This is a genomic window from Natronosalvus halobius (assembly GCF_024138145.1).
Lineage (GTDB): Archaea > Halobacteriota > Halobacteria > Halobacteriales > Natrialbaceae > Natronosalvus > Natronosalvus halobius.
Genome location: NZ_CP099997.1, coordinates 1,630,239 through 1,648,921, shown reverse-complemented (window position 1 = coordinate 1,648,921; position 18,683 = coordinate 1,630,239). Strand labels below are relative to the sequence as shown.

At 58.8% G+C, this 18,683-nt stretch carries 17 protein-coding genes and 1 tRNA gene; 13 read left to right on the top strand and 5 right to left on the bottom strand.

Annotated features, from left to right (window positions below; translation table 11 throughout):
• Window positions 1–27 precede the first annotated feature (27 nt).
• Complete coding sequence (locus NGM15_RS08020; protein WP_253437598.1) at window positions 28–819, bottom strand: hypothetical protein; 792 nt, start codon at window positions 817–819, stop codon at window positions 28–30.
• Window positions 820–1,000: 181 nt separating this feature from the next.
• Here NGM15_RS08020 and NGM15_RS08015 point away from each other — a divergent pair, with 181 nt between their 5' ends.
• Genes NGM15_RS08015 through NGM15_RS08005 form a run of 3 tightly spaced genes read left to right on the top strand, consistent with a single transcriptional unit; the run spans window position 1,001 to window position 4,885 of the window.
• A complete protein-coding gene (locus NGM15_RS08015) occupies window positions 1,001–1,663 on the top strand; it encodes a site-specific integrase (RefSeq protein WP_253437595.1) in 663 nt (220 codons plus the stop codon).
• Window positions 1,664–1,719: 56 nt separating this feature from the next.
• Window positions 1,720–2,826 carry a DNA cytosine methyltransferase gene (locus tag NGM15_RS08010; RefSeq protein ID WP_253437592.1) on the top strand — a complete coding sequence of 369 codons (1,107 nt, stop codon included), beginning with the start codon at window positions 1,720–1,722 and terminating at the stop codon, window positions 2,824–2,826.
• Window positions 2,819–4,885, top strand: coding sequence for a BbrUII/HgiDII family restriction enzyme (locus NGM15_RS08005; protein WP_253437589.1), 2,067 nt, complete (start codon window positions 2,819–2,821; stop codon window positions 4,883–4,885). The genes NGM15_RS08010 and NGM15_RS08005 overlap by 8 nt, the downstream gene beginning before the upstream one ends.
• Window positions 4,886–5,193: 308 nt before the next feature.
• On the opposite strand, the gene NGM15_RS08000 is transcribed toward NGM15_RS08005, so the two are convergent.
• Entirely contained in the window at window positions 5,194–5,511 is a 318-nt protein-coding gene (locus tag NGM15_RS08000; protein WP_253437977.1) for a helix-turn-helix domain-containing protein, read from the bottom strand.
• A 380-nt stretch (window positions 5,512–5,891) separates the two neighbouring features.
• Between NGM15_RS08000 and NGM15_RS07995 the strand changes: the two genes are divergently transcribed.
• Complete coding sequence (locus NGM15_RS07995; RefSeq protein ID WP_253437586.1) at window positions 5,892–6,299, top strand: hypothetical protein; 408 nt, start codon at window positions 5,892–5,894, stop codon at window positions 6,297–6,299.
• A gap of 219 nt (window positions 6,300–6,518) precedes the next feature.
• Window positions 6,519–7,523, top strand: coding sequence for a tyrosine-type recombinase/integrase (locus NGM15_RS07990; protein WP_253437584.1), 1,005 nt, complete (start codon window positions 6,519–6,521; stop codon window positions 7,521–7,523).
• 113 nt (window positions 7,524–7,636) lie between these two features.
• On the opposite strand, the gene NGM15_RS07985 is transcribed toward NGM15_RS07990, so the two are convergent.
• Window positions 7,637–7,708 (bottom strand) — tRNA-Ala (locus NGM15_RS07985).
• A 168-nt stretch (window positions 7,709–7,876) separates the two neighbouring features.
• On the opposite strand from NGM15_RS07985, the gene NGM15_RS07980 reads away from it, so the two are divergent.
• The 5 genes from NGM15_RS07980 to NGM15_RS07960 all read left to right on the top strand — a co-directional run bounded on the left by NGM15_RS07980 (window position 7,877) and on the right by NGM15_RS07960 (window position 11,745).
• Window positions 7,877–8,842, top strand: a complete 966-nt coding sequence (locus NGM15_RS07980; RefSeq protein ID WP_253437582.1) for a hypothetical protein — start codon at window positions 7,877–7,879, stop codon at window positions 8,840–8,842.
• Window positions 8,843–9,053: 211 nt separating this feature from the next.
• Window positions 9,054–9,521 carry a 30S ribosomal protein S15 gene (locus NGM15_RS07975; protein WP_253437579.1) on the top strand — a complete coding sequence of 156 codons (468 nt, stop codon included), beginning with the start codon at window positions 9,054–9,056 and terminating at the stop codon, window positions 9,519–9,521.
• Window positions 9,522–10,823 (top strand): exonuclease, encoded by a 1,302-nt coding sequence (locus NGM15_RS07970; protein WP_253437576.1) that lies wholly within the window; start codon window positions 9,522–9,524, stop codon window positions 10,821–10,823.
• Window positions 10,820–11,107, top strand: coding sequence for a KEOPS complex subunit Pcc1 (locus NGM15_RS07965; RefSeq protein ID WP_253437573.1), 288 nt, complete (start codon window positions 10,820–10,822; stop codon window positions 11,105–11,107). The genes NGM15_RS07970 and NGM15_RS07965 overlap by 4 nt, the downstream gene beginning before the upstream one ends.
• On the top strand, window positions 11,104–11,745 hold the full coding sequence (locus NGM15_RS07960) for a 30S ribosomal protein S3ae (RefSeq protein WP_253437571.1): 642 nt from the start codon (window positions 11,104–11,106) through the stop codon (window positions 11,743–11,745). Before NGM15_RS07965 ends, NGM15_RS07960 begins: the two co-directional genes overlap by 4 nt.
• A 175-nt stretch (window positions 11,746–11,920) precedes the next feature.
• Here NGM15_RS07960 and NGM15_RS07955 read toward each other — a convergent pair whose 3' ends face one another.
• The gene (locus tag NGM15_RS07955) at window positions 11,921–12,355 is read right to left on the bottom strand and encodes a cupredoxin domain-containing protein (protein ID WP_253437568.1); all 435 of its coding nucleotides are present in this window, start codon (window positions 12,353–12,355) and stop codon (window positions 11,921–11,923) included.
• A gap of 106 nt (window positions 12,356–12,461) precedes the next feature.
• Here NGM15_RS07955 and NGM15_RS07950 point away from each other — a divergent pair, with 106 nt between their 5' ends.
• The 3 genes from NGM15_RS07950 to NGM15_RS07940 all read left to right on the top strand — a co-directional run bounded on the left by NGM15_RS07950 (window position 12,462) and on the right by NGM15_RS07940 (window position 16,605).
• The gene (locus NGM15_RS07950; protein WP_253437565.1) at window positions 12,462–13,193 is read left to right on the top strand and encodes a protein sorting system archaetidylserine synthase; all 732 of its coding nucleotides are present in this window, start codon (window positions 12,462–12,464) and stop codon (window positions 13,191–13,193) included.
• Window positions 13,194–13,356: 163 nt separating this feature from the next.
• Window positions 13,357–14,613, top strand: coding sequence for a HEAT repeat domain-containing protein (locus NGM15_RS07945; RefSeq protein ID WP_253437562.1), 1,257 nt, complete (start codon window positions 13,357–13,359; stop codon window positions 14,611–14,613).
• Window positions 14,614–14,697: 84 nt separating this feature from the next.
• Window positions 14,698–16,605, top strand: a complete 1,908-nt coding sequence (locus tag NGM15_RS07940) for a phospholipase D-like domain-containing protein (RefSeq protein ID WP_253437559.1) — start codon at window positions 14,698–14,700, stop codon at window positions 16,603–16,605.
• Window position 16,606: 1 nt separating this feature from the next.
• Here NGM15_RS07940 and han read toward each other — a convergent pair whose 3' ends face one another.
• Window positions 16,607–18,535 carry a Hef-associated nuclease gene (gene han, locus NGM15_RS07935; RefSeq protein WP_253437557.1) on the bottom strand — a complete coding sequence of 643 codons (1,929 nt, stop codon included), beginning with the start codon at window positions 18,533–18,535 and terminating at the stop codon, window positions 16,607–16,609.
• Window positions 18,536–18,683: the final 148 nt, after the last annotated feature.

Sequence of the window (18,683 nt, the reverse complement as noted above, 5' to 3'; positions counted from 1 at the left end):
GGAACTGGACGCAGAAAGAGCGATCAATCAAGAGTCTTTTACAACAGTCTCCAAATGATTCTTAAATTGTTCAATGAATTCCTCAAATCGATCTATGTCTACAGGATGGCCTACCAAATATTCGCCAAGCAGTTGTGCTCTTTCAGCGCTTTTACCACTAAACCCCTTTTCATCACTTACTTGAATTGAATGATGTAGCTCACAGAGATACTGCAAAACATAACCATCCATATTCGTTTGAATGTGTTTAAGCAGATCAACAGAATCTGATAAGCGGTTTCTGTATTCTCCCAGAGAACCGTCATACCGTATTTTCATCTCCAGTTTGTCAGACTGTAGTTCATGTGTCTCTGCTGCACGTATGGCTGGAATCGGATTCATTAACTTTCGTTTTTTGTATCCATCATATCTCATTGCAGTAGAAGAAGTCATATATCCTATAGGCAATCCATCTGGGCGTATCTGTGTTAGATCACCATTCTGAATATTAAATCGAACAAGGGTTATCCATCGATCTTTAAGGACTGCGTTAAGTCTCTCACTCATAGTCGGGGACGATCGTTCCTGCTCGAGTTTAGTAAATGCTTGATCCGCTTCTACTGACGATATTCCCTTTCTCTCTTTTTTTGGAAAGTATTTTGGTCGGACTGTTACTGATTCTACTGAAATACAGGCCTCTTCATGGTTATAGTTCTGGAAACACCACTTTTCACCTACCAGTTCCCTATTCAATTCTCCCTCTATATCACGGCCAGTCTTTTGATCACGTAAAGCTTCAATCGCTACTTTGCTTGCGGAAAGGAAGAAATCTGAAATCATATTGCTAGCCTCTTCTAGTCTAAAACGCGATATCTCTTCTGGTGGTTATAATCTTACAGGTTAATGGATGTCCGTGAACCCCTGATTCGAGGGCATTTTGAGCGAGATCGGTACCAATTCGAGTACTGATAACCCTATCCTTCATGGACTGTCGGGACAAAACTGAGTATCGAGGACACTGATGAGACTCAAGTCGTACCCTCACCGCGAGGGTAAGCGAGTGTGGTTGAGTGATGATGAACTCGAGGCCGTTATAGCGGAAGCGAAGAACACCGAACAGACAATCGCGTTTTTGCTCGCCGGTCGGTGTGGATTACGCCGCTGCGAGGTCGTCCAGGTGACGCCTGCCGACGTCGTCGATACGCCGACAGGCACGCACCTACGGATTTGGGAGGACGTCGCGAAGCAAGAGCACTATCGAGAGCCACCGGTTTCCGATCGCCTGACGACGTACATTGACGCACACACCGATGCCGCAGGGATCAGTCCTAGTGAGCCAATCGTTGACGTCGCCGACAAAACAGTGTACCGTTGGGTTCGTCGAGCTGCTGAACGACTCCAGGCGAAGACCGATGACCGTGGTTGGTCGTTCCTTGACGTCCACGACCTACGCCGGACCTGGGGAACGAATCTGCTTGAACAAGCTGTTCTTCCGTCGGTTGTGATGGATTGGGGTGGATGGGAGGACTGGGAAACGTTCAGGCGGCATTACCTTGGTGAGTTCTCACCAGAAGCGATTCGTAGAGAACGTGGGAAAATCAATTATCTTAATGAGAAGTCCCCTATTGACAAAAATAAAGCAACAGAAGGGGTCGTCGTCTCTCCATTAAGCAAGTTCAAATAGTTTCACATTCACCTAGGTCCCGTTGTCTTTATATCCGACCTGAATAAAGAGCAGTCATGGAAATATCCGCTGTCGATTTATTTTGCGGAGCTGGTGGACTTACATATGGTCTCGAACAAGCAGGATTGCCTGTTGTCGCCGGCATTGATCTGAACTCACGATGTAAGTATCCCTACGACGAAAATACTAACTCAGAGTTTATTGAGGAAGATATCCAAAGATTAGCCAAAGAAAATCCAGAAAGAGTTGCGCAACTCTTCGGTGATTCCGATGTATGCGTATTAGCGGGGTGCGCTCCTTGTCAACCCTTCTCGCCTTTGAATCATGGTGATGACAGTAAAGAGCACCAGAAATGGGGGTTGCTTAATGCCTTTTCTGCTTTAGTGAAGGTTGTTGAACCGGATATTGTGACTATGGAAAACGTCTATGAGGTTAGGAACCATGATGTTTATGATGAATTTGAGGAAACCCTGTCCGACCTAGGTTATTGGATTAATAGTGATGAGAACAAGAGGGTATATTGTCCAGAATACGGTGTTCCACAGACTCGGAAACGGTGGGTCTTGTTGGCGTCTCGTCGAGGCCCAATCAATCTGAAGGGACCTGTTCATAAAAACGAATCCGAATATCCGACAGTGAAGGACACCATCGAGAATTTGCCTGCGATCAGTGCTGGTGAAACCCACTCTGAAGATTCTATGCATCGCTCTCGGGATCTTGCCGATGTCAATATAGAACGAATCAAAATTTCAGAGCCGGGGAAAACCTGGAAACTGTGGGAGGAAAAGGGTTATGAGGATTTATTGTTAGCTTGCCATAAAAAATCATCAGGACGAACTTATACGGATCCATATGGAAGAATGACCCCCGACAAGCCTGCCCCGACTATCACTACTCAATTTTACAATTATGGAAGCGGGCGCTTTGGCCATTATGACATGGGGCAAAACAGGGCGATATCTCTACGAGAAGGTGCAATGCTACAGACATTCCCGAGAGATTACAAATTTATAGACTCTCCCGAAGAGAACCATCTTAAACCACTTGGGGAGATGATCGGAAATGCTGTCCCGCCGAAACTGGGCGAAGTCATTGGGAAAAGTATTATACATCATGTAGAGAACACTGCACGTCAAGAGCGATTAAAAAACTTCCATGTCTGAACAAACATCACCTTCAGAAGAGCAGAATAGTAAGTATGAAATGTCGCTGAGTCTCAACGTTCTAAATCATCTTGGCTTAAACCTTTACAGCAACGTTCCGGCCGTTCTATCCGAAACAGTTGCTAATGCATGGGACGCGGATGCGGAACTAGTAGACGTTAACATATATCCAAATGAAGAGGTCATCATTATCACCGATGATGGGGAGGGAATGACAAGACAGGATGTTAATAATCGGTATCTGCATGTCGGATATAAACGCAGGGAAGATCGCGGAGATACGTCTGAAAAGTATAATCGACCAGTTATGGGCAGAAAGGGAATCGGTAAACTATCCCTATTCTCTGTTGCTGAAACAGTTGAAGTATATACCACAAAGAATGGCGATGAAAACGCCTTCCGTATGGTCGTTGACGATATTCGTGAGGCCATCGGAGAAGAAGAAAAACCAGATTCCGATCAAACGCCAGCGGGTACATATACCCCCGAACCATTAGATGATTTTCCTCCGGATCTGGACAGAGGCACCAGAATTGTACTAAAAGACTTGAAAAAGAGAGTTCACACTGCTGAACAGGCCCTCAGAAAACGGCTAGCCAGACGATTTAGCATTATTGGTGCAAATGAAAATTTCTCTGTCGAAATTAATGGTGAGCCAGTTGAGGTTACTGATAGAGATTATTTCCACAAATTAGAATATATTTGGACTTATGGAGATAGTAAGGATTATAGCGGCGATAACAAGTCATATGAGGACTATTGTACAGATTTGAATGAAGAGCCTTTTGAAAGAGAAAATACCACTCCTGACGGAAACAATATCTCAGGATGGATTGGTACAGTAGAAGTTCCAAGTGACTTGGAAGAGAACTATGGTTCTGAAGAAAGCGATGATTTGAATAAGATAACCTTGTTAATACGTGGGAAAATGGCTAAGGAAAACCTCCTTGGCGATTTCAATGACAGTAGACTATACACAAAATATCTTGTTGGTGAGATTCGAGCGGATTACTTAGATGACGTAAACGAAGATGATATAGCGACATCTAACCGCCAAGACATAGTTCAAGATGATCCTCGTTATCAAGATCTCCAAAAATTCCTACAAGAGGAGTTGAATAATATCCGGAGGAAATGGAGTGGTCTACGCCGAGAAAAGGGGTCAGATAAAGCCAGAGAAGAAGTACCTGTCATTGATCAGTGGTACCAGCGGCTCGACTCGGAGGCTAAGCGTGATAAAGCTAAACAACTATTTGGGAAAATAAATCAAATAACTACAGACTCGGAGGAAGAAAAACGTCAACTATTCAAATTTGGTGTAATGGCTTTTGAAAGGTTGCGATATAAAGATAATTTATCCAAGTTGGATAATTTGGACCCACAGGATTTGACCGCCGTTGATGAGATGTTTGTGGATCTGAATGACCTAGAGGCTACGTTATACTATCAGATTGTGAAACAGCGTATTGAAGCGATAGAAGAACTTAATGAGGCTATTGAGGAAAATTACAAGGAGAAGGTTCTTCAGAAACACCTGTTTAACAATTTATGGTTGTTGGACCCTTCATGGGAACGTGCCACTGATAGTCAATATAAGGAGTCTTCCATTTCGAAGGAATTTGAAGGAGAATTGCCGGATGCATTAACTGATAACGAAAAACGAGGGCGGATCGACATCAAATATCGGTTAACAACCGGACGCCATGTCATAATCGAATTAAAACGCCCTGACCGATTAGTGGACACCTCTGAGTTAATGGAGCAGGGCGATAAGTACAAAAGGGCCTTAAGCAAAGTTCTAAAAGCAAGAGGCCGGGAAGATGAAGCCGTAGAAGTCGTATTTGTTCTCGGAAGAGAACCGCGTGATTGGGTTAATGAAACCGATGAACAACAGAAGGAACAGGCCCTTAGAGCAATGGATATGCGGGTTCTTGATTATAAAGAATTGCTTGACAATGCTGAAGATTCGTACAAAGAGTATCTAGATAAACAGAGAGAGGTCGGCGAGATCTCAGATATTATTGACCAAATTGAGACATCAGACCTACTCGAAGAATAACGTTAAACTATCTATTTTTTATCTTCTAATTGGTTGAGGTGCTGGCTTCGGTTTGTGTTCAACGTCAAGTCGACCCTCGAGGTACTGTTGCCCTTCACTGGTGATCTCATACATACGACTGCCACTGAAGACTGGAGCGATGAGTCCAACCTCTGAAAGCATCCAACAACGTTCGGCGATGCGATCGCAAGAAGCATTAAACTCTATAACCTGAGACATCAGGCGAGGAGATGAAAGTGAATCCTCCGCAAGGTGCTCGAGAATTCGTTCATCAAGTGTACACATCCAGCGCGCCGATTTGCGACCGGTCATGATTTCGAGGCCTCGCTAGCTGTTGGCCCGTTTTCAGACCCGTTGCCGTTCCCATTGAGGAACACCTCGTTTTCGGCGTCGTATTCTTCATCGAGATACGCTTCGCCAGTCTCTGTGATTGAATAGACGCCATTTCCGATAGGGAGAAGAAGATCCTTTTCGGCGAGTTTTTGACAGCGTCTGGATACCGATGACTGGCTAATTCGGACCTCATCGGACTCAGTGAGCTTGCCTACAGGAGTAGGACCCTCTTGTTGGATAATCTCTAAAATACGGTCGTCCCATATTGTCATCCACGTTCCAGACTTCCTCATTAACCCCACTACAGGGTATTGGAACCTATTTCCCATGAATATCCCTATTACCTATCAAAATCAGAGATACAAATATTCGATGCATTTATGCATACTCCATCTAATTGTGCTGGTACGGAGCTACCAATTCGGGTGAAGACGACTCTTGTTGGTAGGTGAGACAGGGCGGCGCTGGAACGCCGCCCAGAAGGTAGCTCCGTGTCCACAGTATGAGCTACGGAACTTCCGTGGGGACTACACCCCACGTACGGCAAGAGGCATCACCCACGAATAATTCTGACGCTCGATGCGTCTGCGGTGCTAGAGCGGATGGCTTAGACGCACGAGTCGGTATTGCCGTCTGCAAAAACTGCGCGCGGCTGCGATGCGACGGCGGACAGGTGAAGGAACTTCCCGATCACATCGTCGAGGCGGTTTCCGATCGCGTGCTCGCGAAAGGTCCCGTGGTGGCTGTCTACGAGTACGAGAAGAAGCACATTACGGTCGGTTTTGCAGAACGAGACTGTCGCGTCTGCAACGGCGAAACTCACCACCGAATCGAGCGAGACCACTACCGTTCGCGTACGGCTTCGGTGTGTTCGGTCTGTGGCGAAACGGATGTCACCGTCACCGATGGTGGCGTCGCTCTCTCAGACTATACCGATCAGGGAGACGTTGACGCTCGTCCCGACGACTGCGACTGCGCGCCGTGCATCGTCGACGAAGATCTCCCTTGCTGGCCGTGCTACCGGGACGGCTTTGAGGAACCAAACCAGGCCGTTCTCGAGGACACGGAGGAGACGGCATGACGATCGTCCCCGACTCAGTCACATGTGCGACCTGTGGCGGCACCGCTCGACGATGTTCCTGGGGAGCGACCTGCGCCGACTGCTATCGCTGCGCTGGTTGTCACGCGGGCGGCCACATCACTTTCCGAGAGGACGGTACAGAGGTTCGCCAAGGCGGTGTCTTCCGTCGCCTTCGAAACTACGCGACCAGGAGGGCGTGGATATGAACAGAGGTGGCCGATGACGGACCTCGAGCCGATCACGCCTCAGGAAGCCGTCGACCTCTACGTCGCTCATCGCGAACTCGAGGTGAGTGCGAAAACGCTCCAGAATCACAAGTACCGGCTCAACGCTTTCGTCGAGTGGTGTCACGAGGTTGGAATAGGGAATCTGAACGACCTCTCTGGGCGCGACCTGCACCGATACCGCGTCTGGCGACAGCAGGACGTCAACCTCATCACGCTTCAGGGACAGCTCGCAACGCTTCGCGTCTTTCTCGAGTTTTGCGCGTCGATCGACGCCGTCGAACCCGGTATGCGCGAGCGCGTGAAGCTTCCCGAGGTGACGCCAGGCGACGAAGCGAAAGACGTGATGCTCGACGACCACCATGCGAAGAAACTCATCAGCTACCTCGAGCGGTACAAGCGTGCGAGTCGCGAGCACGTCATTATCGCCGTACTCTGGCACACCGGCATTCGTCTCGGAAGCCTACGCGCGATCGACCTCGAGGACTACGAGCGCGAGAATCAGTGCGTCTGGCTCCGGCACCGGCCCGAGTCCGAGACGCCGCTGAAGAATCAGGAACCGGCTGAGCGACCGCTCGCGCTCGACAAGTACTACTGCGACGTGATTGACGAGTACATCCAGTTCCACCGGCACAACGTCACTGACGATTTCGGACGCGAGCCGCTGGTCACGAGTGACCAGGGACGGCTGAGTTCCGGCCAGATCCGTTCAGAGGTGTATCGACTCAGCCAGCCGTGTCTGGTCGGGGACTGTCCGCACGATCGCGACCCGCTCGAGTGCGAGGCGCGGTTGTACGATTCCTATTCACAGTGCCCGAGCAGCCTCTCACCGCACGCGATACGGAGAGGCTCGATCACGTACCAACTACGCGAGGACATCCCGGAGGAGATTGTCAGCGACCGCTGTAACGTCTCTTCTGACATCCTCGATCGTCACTACGACCGACGAACCGACCGCGAGAAGATGGAACAACGACGCGACTTTATCACCGATCTTTAAAGGGAAATGATTCACACGAACTGCGGAGTCAGCACTGGCAGGAGTAGAGACATTGAGAAACCCGGGGGGAAAGGAATTCAGGCGTTAGAGGGCCTGAAACCCTTTTTTGCATATGGACTTGCCGGGATTTGAACCCGGGGCCTCTCCCATGCCAAGGGAGTGATCTACCGCTGATCTACAAGCCCTCCTACGCACCTTCTGCTTTCCGGCGGGCATAGATAAACCCCTCGAATTCTCCGCAGGGACGCTACGCTGGCACATGGTTTTCGAGCGCTCGAGTCCGCCTCTCACCCAAGAAACCGAACCCATCCGCTCCTCGAGTTTAAATACCATACCGAAGCCAGAGCCGGTGTATGAAACTACACTTCAGGCGGGCAACGGGCATCTACCTCCAGACGTTTCCGTTCGTCCTCCTCAGACTGGGCATCGGGCTCGCACTCGGTATCGCATCGCTCCTCTACTTCGGCGCCATCGCCTGGATAGCGTACACGTTCGTCGACGCGGGGACCATCTCGGGGTGGATCGCCATCGTGGGCCTCCTGGTCGCGCTCGCCCTGTTCGTGAAGGCCTGGCGGCTCCTGGTCAGGTACGTCCTCTACCTGGTCAAGGCGGGACACATAGCCGTCATCGCCCACGTGATCGAAACGGGTGACGTTCCGTCGAACCAAGTCACCTATGGAATCGAGCAGGTCAAAGCGAACTTCACCGAAGCCAGCGCCCTGTTCGCCGTCGACCAGGTCGTCAAAGGGGTGATCGAGCAGTTCAACCGTCGCCTCCTGTCGGTGTCGAACCTCGTCGACTTCGCTCCGAGCCTCGAGCAGATCGTGGAACTCCTGGGGCGGGCCCTGGCGCTCGCCGCGACGTACATCGACGAGGCGATCGTCGCCCACCTGTTCGTCACCGACGAGGACAACCGCTGGCAGGCCGCGGGCGATGGACTGGTGTTGTACGCCAAGACCTGGAAGTCCGTCCTGGGCTCGACGCTCCTCATCGTGGTGGGAATGTACGCAGTAACAGGGGCGCTCCTCCTGGCGCTCACGCCCTTGGCGGGTGCGTTCGGTGGCCTCTCGACGACGGTCGAGTTCGCCGGCTGGCTCGTCGTCGGGGCCATCGTGTTGACCGTCTACACCGGACTGCTCAAACCGTGGGTGAAGACGGTCGTCATCACGACGTTCCTGCTCGAGTCACGGAATCACTCGCCGGATGCGAAGACGCGGGCGCGGATCGAAGCGCGCTCTGAGAAGTTTCGCGAGTTGCTCGGGCGGGCCGACGCGGCGGAGGAAACGAAAGCACGGGATGGCCCGGCGGCCCCGGTCTGACCGAATCGTCGCCGAGTCCATACACGGCGAGACGCAGGTCGCAACGCTTTTGCCTCCGACCGAGAAGAAGAGAGTGGGAAGCGCGCGGCCGCAAATCTGACTTCGTCACCCCGCAGTTGTCGGGTGACTCGGGATTGCGGAAGTGCATCCAGCGAGAGCTGACAGTTGCAACGGTACGCCTCGCGGTCAGTGCGGTTCCTATCCTCGATCAATGGCACGAATGCACACCCGCCGCCGTGGCACGTCCGGTTCGGACAAGCCGGCGGCAGACGAACCACCGGAGTGGAGCGACGTCGACGCCGAGAAAATCGAATCTCGCGTCGTCGAACTGGCAGAGCAGGGGCACGATCCGAGTCAGATCGGCCTCAAACTTCGCGACGAAGGCGTCACGGGGACGCCGATCCCGGACGTCAAGTTGGCGACCGGCAAGAAGGTCACCGAGATCCTGGACGAGAACGACGCGAAAGGCGACCTCCCCGAGGACCTTCGCAACCTGATGGAGCGAGCGATTCGACTGCGCGAGCACGTCGAAGCAAACCCACAGGACGCCCAGAACAAGCGCGCCCTGCAGAACACCGAGTCGAAGGCTCGACGCCTCGTCTCGTACTACCGCGGAACGGAGATCGACCCCGACTTCGCGTACTCCTACGACGCGGCCGTCGAACTGCTCGAGGAGTAGATGACGATGGAAGGTCGCGCCACGGTCAATTCGTCCGCCTCGTCGGTATCGGCACCGGCGCTCGAGCGACTCGAGAGTGCCGACTTCGTCCGCATAGTCACGCGGGCGGACGGCGACGGACTGGCCGCGGCCGGCCTTCTCGCCAGAACCCTCACCGATCGCGAGACGCCGTTCCAGGTGACGGTCGGCGAGACGATCGGCGATCGGACGGCGCGCCTACAGCCGAGCGACGATCGCATGCCGGGAACGGTGTCGGTTGCGATCGGTCCGCACGACGTCGACGTCGACGCCGACCCCGAGGGGGCGGACATCGTCTCCCTCGAGACCGAAACTCGCCCGGCGACGCTCGCCGCAGCGGAACTCGCCCGAGATCTCGAGGGCTCGCCCGATCCCGTGCTCACTCTCGCCGGAACAATCGCCGCCGGGATCGAACCCGGTGCCGGCGAGTCCGAGTGGGTGCTCGAGTCGGCTCTCGAGAGCGACCGCCTGGAGCGACGACCCGGCGTCGGTGTTCCGACTGCGGACGTCATCGACGGCCTCACTGCCTCGATGGGCTGTCTCGCGCCCTGGTCGGGTGACGAAGCCGCGGTGGTGGACGCGCTCGAGGAGATCGGGCTAGGTGTCGACGTCGATGTCACCAGCAATGGTGACGGCAACGGCGATGGCAACAGCGACGCTATCGGCCCGAACTCGGACTCGGACCTGGACCCGGACCCGAACACCCACCGAACGATCGGCTCGGCCGTCGCCCTCGACGTCGTGGGCGACGACGACGCGAGTGAGTACGCCGCGACGGCAATCGGGCGGTTCCTCCGCCCGTACGCGATCACCGACGGCCGGCCGTTCGCCACGCTCGAGGGCTACGCGGACGTCCTCGCGGCGACGGCAGCGCTCGAGGCCGGAACCGGCGTGGCCCTCGCGATGGGCCACGAGGCCAGAAAGCCCGCGCTCGAGGCCTGGCGAACCTGTGGACGACGCGTCCACGCGGCTCTCGACGACGCGTCGACGGGTCGGTACGACGGCCTGTTCGTCGTCGACGTCGGTGACGCGCCGGTCCGACCGGCGGCCCGCCTCGTGCTTGCCTACCGATCACCCGAGCCTGCCGTACTCGCGCTCGGAGACGGGGAAGCAGCGCTCGCGACGCGAGACGCCAGCGGCTTCGGGCCGACGCTCGAGGCCGTCGCTCGCGACCTCGAGATCGGCGCGGCGTACGACGTTGGTCGGCGTGGCGGAACGCTGCGATACGGCGACTGCGAGCAGGACAACGAGACGGTTATCGCGGCAGTGAGGGGGCACCTATGACGGAGCCGAACGCGACGCGACGAGCGACGATTCGGACGCGACTGGAGGCCGATCCGGCGACGATTGCGGCGGCCATCGCTCCGGACAACACGTCGGAGATGGCGACGCGACTCGAGTCGGCTGACGACGAGTCGACGGCCATCGTCACGCGAATCGAACGCGAGACGACGGGTAGCCTCCACTCGACGGTCGACGATTACGTCATCAATCTGGACGTCGCGACGGACGTTGCGACAGTGGCACAGCACGGACGAACGAACGACACAGATACCAACACACAATGAGCGAACGATCAGTTTCACGCGCGAAACAGGAGAAGCGGTGGTACACCGTGCTCGCCCCGGAGCAGTTCGACCGGGCGGAGCTCGGCGAGACCCCCGCCGACGAACCCGAACAGGTCTACGACCGAACCATCGAAACGACGCTCGGCGAACTCACGAACAACGCCAGCGAGAACAACACCAAGCTCACCTTCCAGGTGAACGACGTCGGTAGCGACGCCGCGTACACGGAGTTCAAAGAGCACTCGCTGGCTCGCGACTACCTGCGCTCGCTGGTCCGCCGCGGCGCCTCGAAGATCGAGGCCTACGTCACGGTCCTGACGACCGACGACTACCGCCTCCAGATCCAGCCGGTCGCCTTCACGACGAAGAAGGCCGACGCGAGCCAGGAGAAGGCTATCCGCCAGCAGATGGTCCAGATGGTCGAGGAGGCCGCCGCCGACCGGACCTTCGAGGAACTCATCGACAGCATCGTCGAGGGACGACTCTCCTCGGCGATCTACGGTGAGGCGAAGACGATCTACCCGCTTCGACGCGTCGAGATCCAGAAGACGACGCTCGAGGCTCACCCCGAGGAAGTCGCCGAAGAGGAGGCGACCGCGGTCGACGTCGACGAAGAAGACGTCGCCGTCGACGAGTAGACCCCCTGTCGATCGATTTTTTCGAGTGGTTCGGCGATAGCGGTGCGTGGACTGGGAGCTGAGACTCTCTTCGAGTTTTGAATCTCCGATTTCTCCGAGCTCCTCGAGTTCGTCATTCCTCGGAGTCCTCGACTTTCTCGAAGCGATCTCGAAAAGCGCACTGGCGAGTCGCGACTCACTCGGTGACGACGACGCGGCCGACCATGCCGCCGCCGACGTGGGGAACGCAGATGTAGTGATAGGTGCCGGGAACCTCGAACGTGTACTCGTAGGGCTCCCGAATGTCGATTGCGCCGCCATGGTGGTCGTGCCAGGCGTCCTCGGCCGATTTTTGATCGTCGTAACCGCCGGTCGCGAAGTACTCGGCGCCGTCGGGCAGCCTCCCCTCGATAGCGGTGACGGTGTGGATCGACTCGCTCGTGTTCTTCCAGACGACAGGTTCGCCGACGGTCGTCTCGTACTCGGCGGGGAGATACTCGTTTCGGGTCATCCCGATGTCGTACTCGGGTTCGCCGAAGACCTGCTCGCCAACGTCCCCGACGACCGTACAGCCCGCGAGCCCCGCCAGGGCCGCGCTGCCAGCCGTGGCGAGGTATACGCGCCGGTGCATACCGGACGTTCGGACAGGCGAGACATAACCCGCTCGGTTGCTCCCGCTGGGCTGGAATCGGGCGAAACGGAAACACGTAAGAGCGCTGCCGGTCGAACCCGGGTGTATGCTGCCCCGGTTCGTCGGCCGACTCGGAATCGCCGACGCAGTGACTATCGCCAACGCGGGCCTCGGGTTCGTCGCCGTCGTCGTCGCGTTCGTCGACATTCGTCTCGCCGCCCGGTTGATCCTGCTCGCGGCGATCGCCGACGGACTCGACGGCCTTCTCGCGCGCCGGTACGGCGGGACGGCGGCCGGCCCCTACCTCGACTCGTTGGCAGACGTGGCCTCCTTCGCCATCGCGCCCGCCGTTCTCGCGTTCGTCGTCGTCAGCGACGGGCTCGGAATTGGTTTCGAGACGGTGTCCGTCGAACTTGGGGTCGTCACCGCCGTCTGTGCGCTGTTCGTCGCAATGGCCGTCGCCCGCCTCGGCCTCTACACGGCCTACGACACGGCCGACGACTACACCGAGGGCATCCAGACGACGCTCGCGGCGACGATCATGGGTGCGGCGATCCTCGCGGGTTACCCAGTCGACGACCCCTGGCTCGTCCTCGCCATCACCGGCGCGTTCTGTTACCTGATGGTTTCGCGGATTCGGTACCCTGACCTGCTGGCTCGAGACGCGCTCATCATGGGCGTCGTGCACGCGCTGGCCATGCTCGTTCCGAACGCCGCGGGCCGGACGTTCCCCTACGCTCTACTCACGCTCGGCATCGCCTACATGACGCTGAGTCCGTGGTTCTACTGGCGCGAAGAAACCCATCCGGTCGAGGAACGTGCCGCTGGCGTGGAGTAGCCAGCGCGAGGGCGAACGGGTGCGAACCGATCACCTCTCAGAAGCGTGCCTCGAGTGGCACACTCCGTAGCCAGATGGAAACGCTTAGGAGCATCCTGACACGATTCTCCGGTATGAAGACGGAACTGCGTCACCGCACGCCGACAGGTCACCGGGTGGTTCCATGAGCGACGAGGAGTCCGAAACGGCCGACGAACAAGAACACGAACTCACCGTCGAACCACTCCGCGAGCGCCTCGAGTCCGTCGAGGCCGCCCTCGAGGACGCCGAAACCGAGTCCGATCTCGACGAAGTCGAGGCGGCACTCACCGACCTCGAGACGGACGTCGAAGCGGCCGACCTCGACGAAGAAGACGAAGACGAACCCCTCGAGGACGACCTCGACGCACTCGCCACCGACCTTGAGGACGCCCGGGGCCCCTACGCCGAGGACGTCGTCGCCGAAATCGACGACGCGAAGGGCGAAATCGCCGAAACCCGGTGGACCGAGCAAGGCGAGTCCGAACTGGTCGACGTCGTCGAAACCTTCGTCGCCGACGTCAACGAGGTTCTCGGGACGAACCTGACCGTCGCCGATGGCAACGGCGAGGACACCGTCGCCAGGCTGACCGCCACGCTCGAGAACGCCGGCGCCGCCGTCGAGGAAGCCGACCTCGACCCCGACGACGACGCCGACGAAATCGCAGCCCTGCTCGAGGCCACCGAGGCACTCGTCAACGGCATCGACGACGCACAGGCCTGGGAGGATCTCTCGGTTCGCCAGCAACTTCGCGCCCAGGGGTACTACGACGTCCTCGAGCACGTCAAGGACTACCCGCCGGAGTGGCACGCCCTCAAGGTCCACGAGAAGCAACACAACGTCGACATGATCCTACTGGCCCTCGAGACGTTCGACTCGGACTTCATGGAGGAACACGCCCTCGAGGCCCTGGAGCGAATGGGGCCTGAGGAAGCCCTCGAACCCATGCTCCAGCGGGCGACCCGTCGCGACCAGGACGCGATCACCATCATCGGCAAGATCGGTGTCGCCGACGAGGAAGTCGTCGAGACGCTCGTTGACTACGTCGACAACGACTCGAATCCGCTGCTCCAGAAGGTGACGTTCAAGGCCCTGGGCGAAATCGGCGACGAGGACGCCGTCCAGCCCCTCGCGGACCAGCTCGTCGCCGAGAACGGCGAGATTCGAAGCGCCGCCGCGCGCGCCCTCGGCCTAATCGGTGACACCCGAGCGATTTCTCCGCTCGCGGACGTCCTCGAGGAGGACGACGACGACACCGCCCGCGCCTCCGCCGCCTGGGCGCTCAACCGAATCGGCACCGAAGACGCCCTCGAGGCGCTCCTCGAGTACGACGACGACCGCGCCTACCTCGTGCAGGCCGAAGCCGAGAAGGCGGGGCCGGCGCTCGAGCCGACGGTCTGAGACCGAGACGCGACCCCGTCCAATCCTTTTTCGCCGTCGCCGTGGGACGAGAGTTTATATACGAACGCGCGGCCAGAGCCGACCGTGCGCCCCTTCCTGGTCGTCCTCCTCGTGATCGCGCTTCTCGCCACCTCGGCGGGAACCGCCGGAACCGCCGGCGCCGGCGTCGATTCGTCAGCGAGCCACCGCCACGCCCCAGTCGACTCGAGCGACGGCCGAGTCGGGATGGCCGGGACGTTCACGGGAACGTTCACAGGGGACCCGTCGATGGACGTGCGCGACGACAGCCGAGCCTGTCCGGTTCGGGCGGCAACGGCATTTCCCCGCGATGGCCGTCTCTCCGACGCGGTGGAGACGTCCGAGAGCGAACCCCGAACTGAACCACACGTTACGGTCGTCTACCCGAACCCGACGACACGCGGCAACGTCGGTGAATTCTTCGTCCTCGAGGTGCCGGAACGAACGCGACTCGAGAACTGGACGGTAACCGATGGTCACACGACGGCAGCGATTCCGAACGCGACAGTCTCGGGTCCGGTTGCGTTATCGATGAACCCCGACGAAACGGCGTCGATGACGACCCTCGAGGTGCTCGAACTCGAAGGGCACCTCCGGTTGGCGGCCGACGGGGACGCCCTCCGAGTGCTCCAGGACGGAACGCTCGTCGACGAAATTGCCTACGACCGTGCCCGAACGGCCAGGGTCTGGTACCGGTCGGGCTCGAACGCGACTGACGTATCTACGACTCCGGATCAGGACGCGTGGTGGCCTCGCGACGCGACCTGCCTCCCGGTTGCCACCTACGGCGAGACGACGGGGACCGCGTTCGTCCTGCCGGACGCATCCAACGTCGCCCGCGATCGAATCACGGCCGCCGAGGATCGGATTCGCCTCGCCGGTTACACGTTCACGTCTCCGGAGGCCGCGACGGCGCTCGAGGACGCCCTCGAGCGCGGCGTCGACGTCGAGATTCTCGTCGAAGCGGGACCCGTCGGCGGTGCTTCGGAGCGTACCGACGAACTTCTCTCCGAACTCGAGAGCCAGGGCGCCGATGTGTACGCTCTCGGCGGACCGGGAGCGCGGTATCGGTACCACCATCCAAAGTACGCCGTTATCGACGAAACAGTCCTCGTCACCACCGAGAACTGGTCGCCGTCGGGACTCGGCGGTGCCTCGAGTCGTGGCTGGGGCGTCGTCGTCGAGAACCGTGCGCTCGCCCACGACCTGGAGGCGGTCTTCCGGGCCGACGCGGACGGCTGGGACGTCACTCCGTGGGCCGAGCACCGCGAGACGGCGACGTTCGTCGAACCCAACCCGTCGTCGGCCGCGTATCCGACGGTCCACGATGCAGAACCGGTCGCACTCGAGCAGGTAGAACTCCTGCTCGCGCCGGACAACGCCGAGGGTCGACTCCTCGAGTTGCTCGAGGGCGCCGAAGAGTCGATCGACGTCACTCAGGCCAGCATCGGCGACGACGCGTCGGTCCTCGAGGCGACAATCGAGGCGGCCGAACGCGGCGTCGAAGTGCGCGTCCTCCTCGACGCCAGCTGGTACAACGAGGCGGACAATCGCCAGGTAATCGAGCAACTCGAGACGGCCGCGGCGAGAGAGGACCTGCCACTCGAGGCTCGTCTCGTCGTACCTGGCGAGCAATTCGAGAAGATTCACGCGAAGGGCGTGATCGTCGACGGCGACACGGTCGTTCTCGGGAGTTTGAACTGGAACCGGAACTCGCTCCGAAACAACCGTGAAGTCGTTCTGGCCCTCCACGGCGAGTCGGTCGCGTCGTACTACACGGCCGTCTTCGAGGCTGACTGGGAGGGAGAGGAGACGACGCCGCTTCCCGTCCCGCTCGAGTTACTCGGTGCGGTGGGTGTCGGCCTGGTCGCCGCGGGCGTACTCGGATGGCATCGGCTCGCGTTCGAGGGTCGGGGTGGAGAGAGACAGCGGAAGCAAGAGGAATCGCTCGACGACGAGCGGATCTACTTCTAGACTAGTTCTCGAGGGGCGCCGCACTCGAGAGCGCTTCGTCGATGTCCGCGGCGGCCATCTTCTCGACGAGGGCGTCGATGACTGCCTCGCGTTTGCCCTTGACGAACTTGATCGAGCCGACGACGAGGTGGCCACCGCCGGAGACGCCGCCGCCGGGGATCTCTTCTTCGAGTTCCGAGACCATCCGGGGGATGTCGAGGCGGACGCCATCACTGCGGAGGACGGCGAAGTCGGGCCCGTAGCCGACCGTGATGACCGGGTCACCGGTCTCCTGGATCTTGCGGTCGTGGATCTCGCCCGTCGTCTTGCCCGGAGCGGGGTAGGTGAAGCGATGGGCGTGGTTCTCGACGTCGATCCGGTAGAGGTGGACGCCGCTGTCGAGACGCTCGTGCTCGACGTGGTTCATGGCCGCGTCGAGCTGGCGGTCAACGTCCCGACCGGAGCGGTTGGCGAGGAACGTGACCAGTCGTCGGTGGCGGTTATCGTCGGCGTCGGAGAGTTCGAGGACGTCCTGGATCAGGTGATCGCCGGAGTTGTAGCGGAGCCAGAAGGCGGCGTAGTCGAGGGCCTCGCTGACGTCTCGCAGGCGGTCTTCGTCGTAGCCGTTCTCGGCGGCGAGTTCGAGGTACTGGTCCATCGCGTCGGCCTTCGATCGATCCGAGACGCCGGCTACGGCGGGGACGTGTCGCAGGTCGTCGGTGAGGTCGGGGTCGATCATCCGGGCGAGTTCGACACAGAGCATGCCCGTCGTGATCCGGTAGTCCTCGTCGTGGAGGTACGGGTTGACGTGGGCGTCGAGCAGACTGCCGACCGCCTCGGGGTCGGGGTGGTGGTGGTCGATGGCGACGATGGGGATGTCGTAGTGGGCCAGCGTCTCGTAGGCGGGCACGTCCTCGGCCGTGGAGCCGTTGTCGAGCATGAGTACGAGGGGCAGTTGCTGGCCGTGTCGCTCGCGGTCCTCGAGCGCGAAGTTGAGGTCGCGTGTGGCATCTTCCATCTCGTAGAACGGCGCCTTCGCAGGCAGACGCTTGATCAGGTGCTGGGGCGCGTTCTCGTCCTGGTGAACCTCGGCGATGAAGTTCTCGAGGGCGAGCTGGAGGGGGACGGCCGCGCACATGCCGTCGCCGTCGGCGTGGTGACGGACGCGGATGGGTCGCCCCTCGAGGACGGTTCGCCGGAGAAGGGTCGCGACCTCCAAGAGGTTCGGGCGGAGTTTTTCGAAGGCCGGCCAGTCGATGAGCGGGTCGACGTCGTGGGGCTGGGCGCGCTCCTCGAGGGCGGCCTCGAGTCGTTCGCGGGCCTCGGACTCGTCCTCGCCATCGAGTTTCGAGAGGCCGTCGACCTCGATCTGGACGCTCTCCTCGCGGGTTTCGGGGGTCCCGGTGACGCGAACGATGTCGCCCACCTCGACGGAGGGGTAGGCGCGAACGCCGGCCTCCTCGAAGGCGGCACAGGGGACGACGCCGTGTTCGTCGGCGATGTGGAAGATCGTCGGGCCGCCGGTCTGTTTGATCTGGACGACTTCGCCCTCGAGGTGGACCTGTTCGCCGACGTTCGCCTCGAGGCGGTCGGTCCCGGTCAGGGGATAGTCGTGGTCGACGGGTTCGACCGCGTAGTCGTCCTCCTCGAGGTCGACCTCGGCCGGCTGGAAGGCCATGTCGCCGTTGTCGCGAACCTCCTCGAGTTCGACGGCGAGTTCCTGGCCGACGCTGAAGGTCCCCTCCAGGACGGATTCGTGGACGAGGCCGGAGACGTTCTCCGAGAGATCGACGAAAACGCCGTACTCGACGATGCCGTTGATCGAGGCCAGATACGGAACGTCGGGTTTGACGTCCGAAGCGGTGCAATCGGGAGCGAGATCGTAGACGACGGAAACATCTCCGTCTTTACTATCACTGTCGCCGGAACCTCCGGCGGAGTCACGTGTCATCGGTGACGGTAATTTGGCTTCGCCGCGTATAACGCTTGCCAAGGCGATCTGTGGCCCCTTTCGGCGGGTGCGGATGCAGAATCCACGGCCGGTACCGATCCGGGCCGCCGGGGATGACGCGGGCCGCTGGGCGTCGGCTTCCGGAACG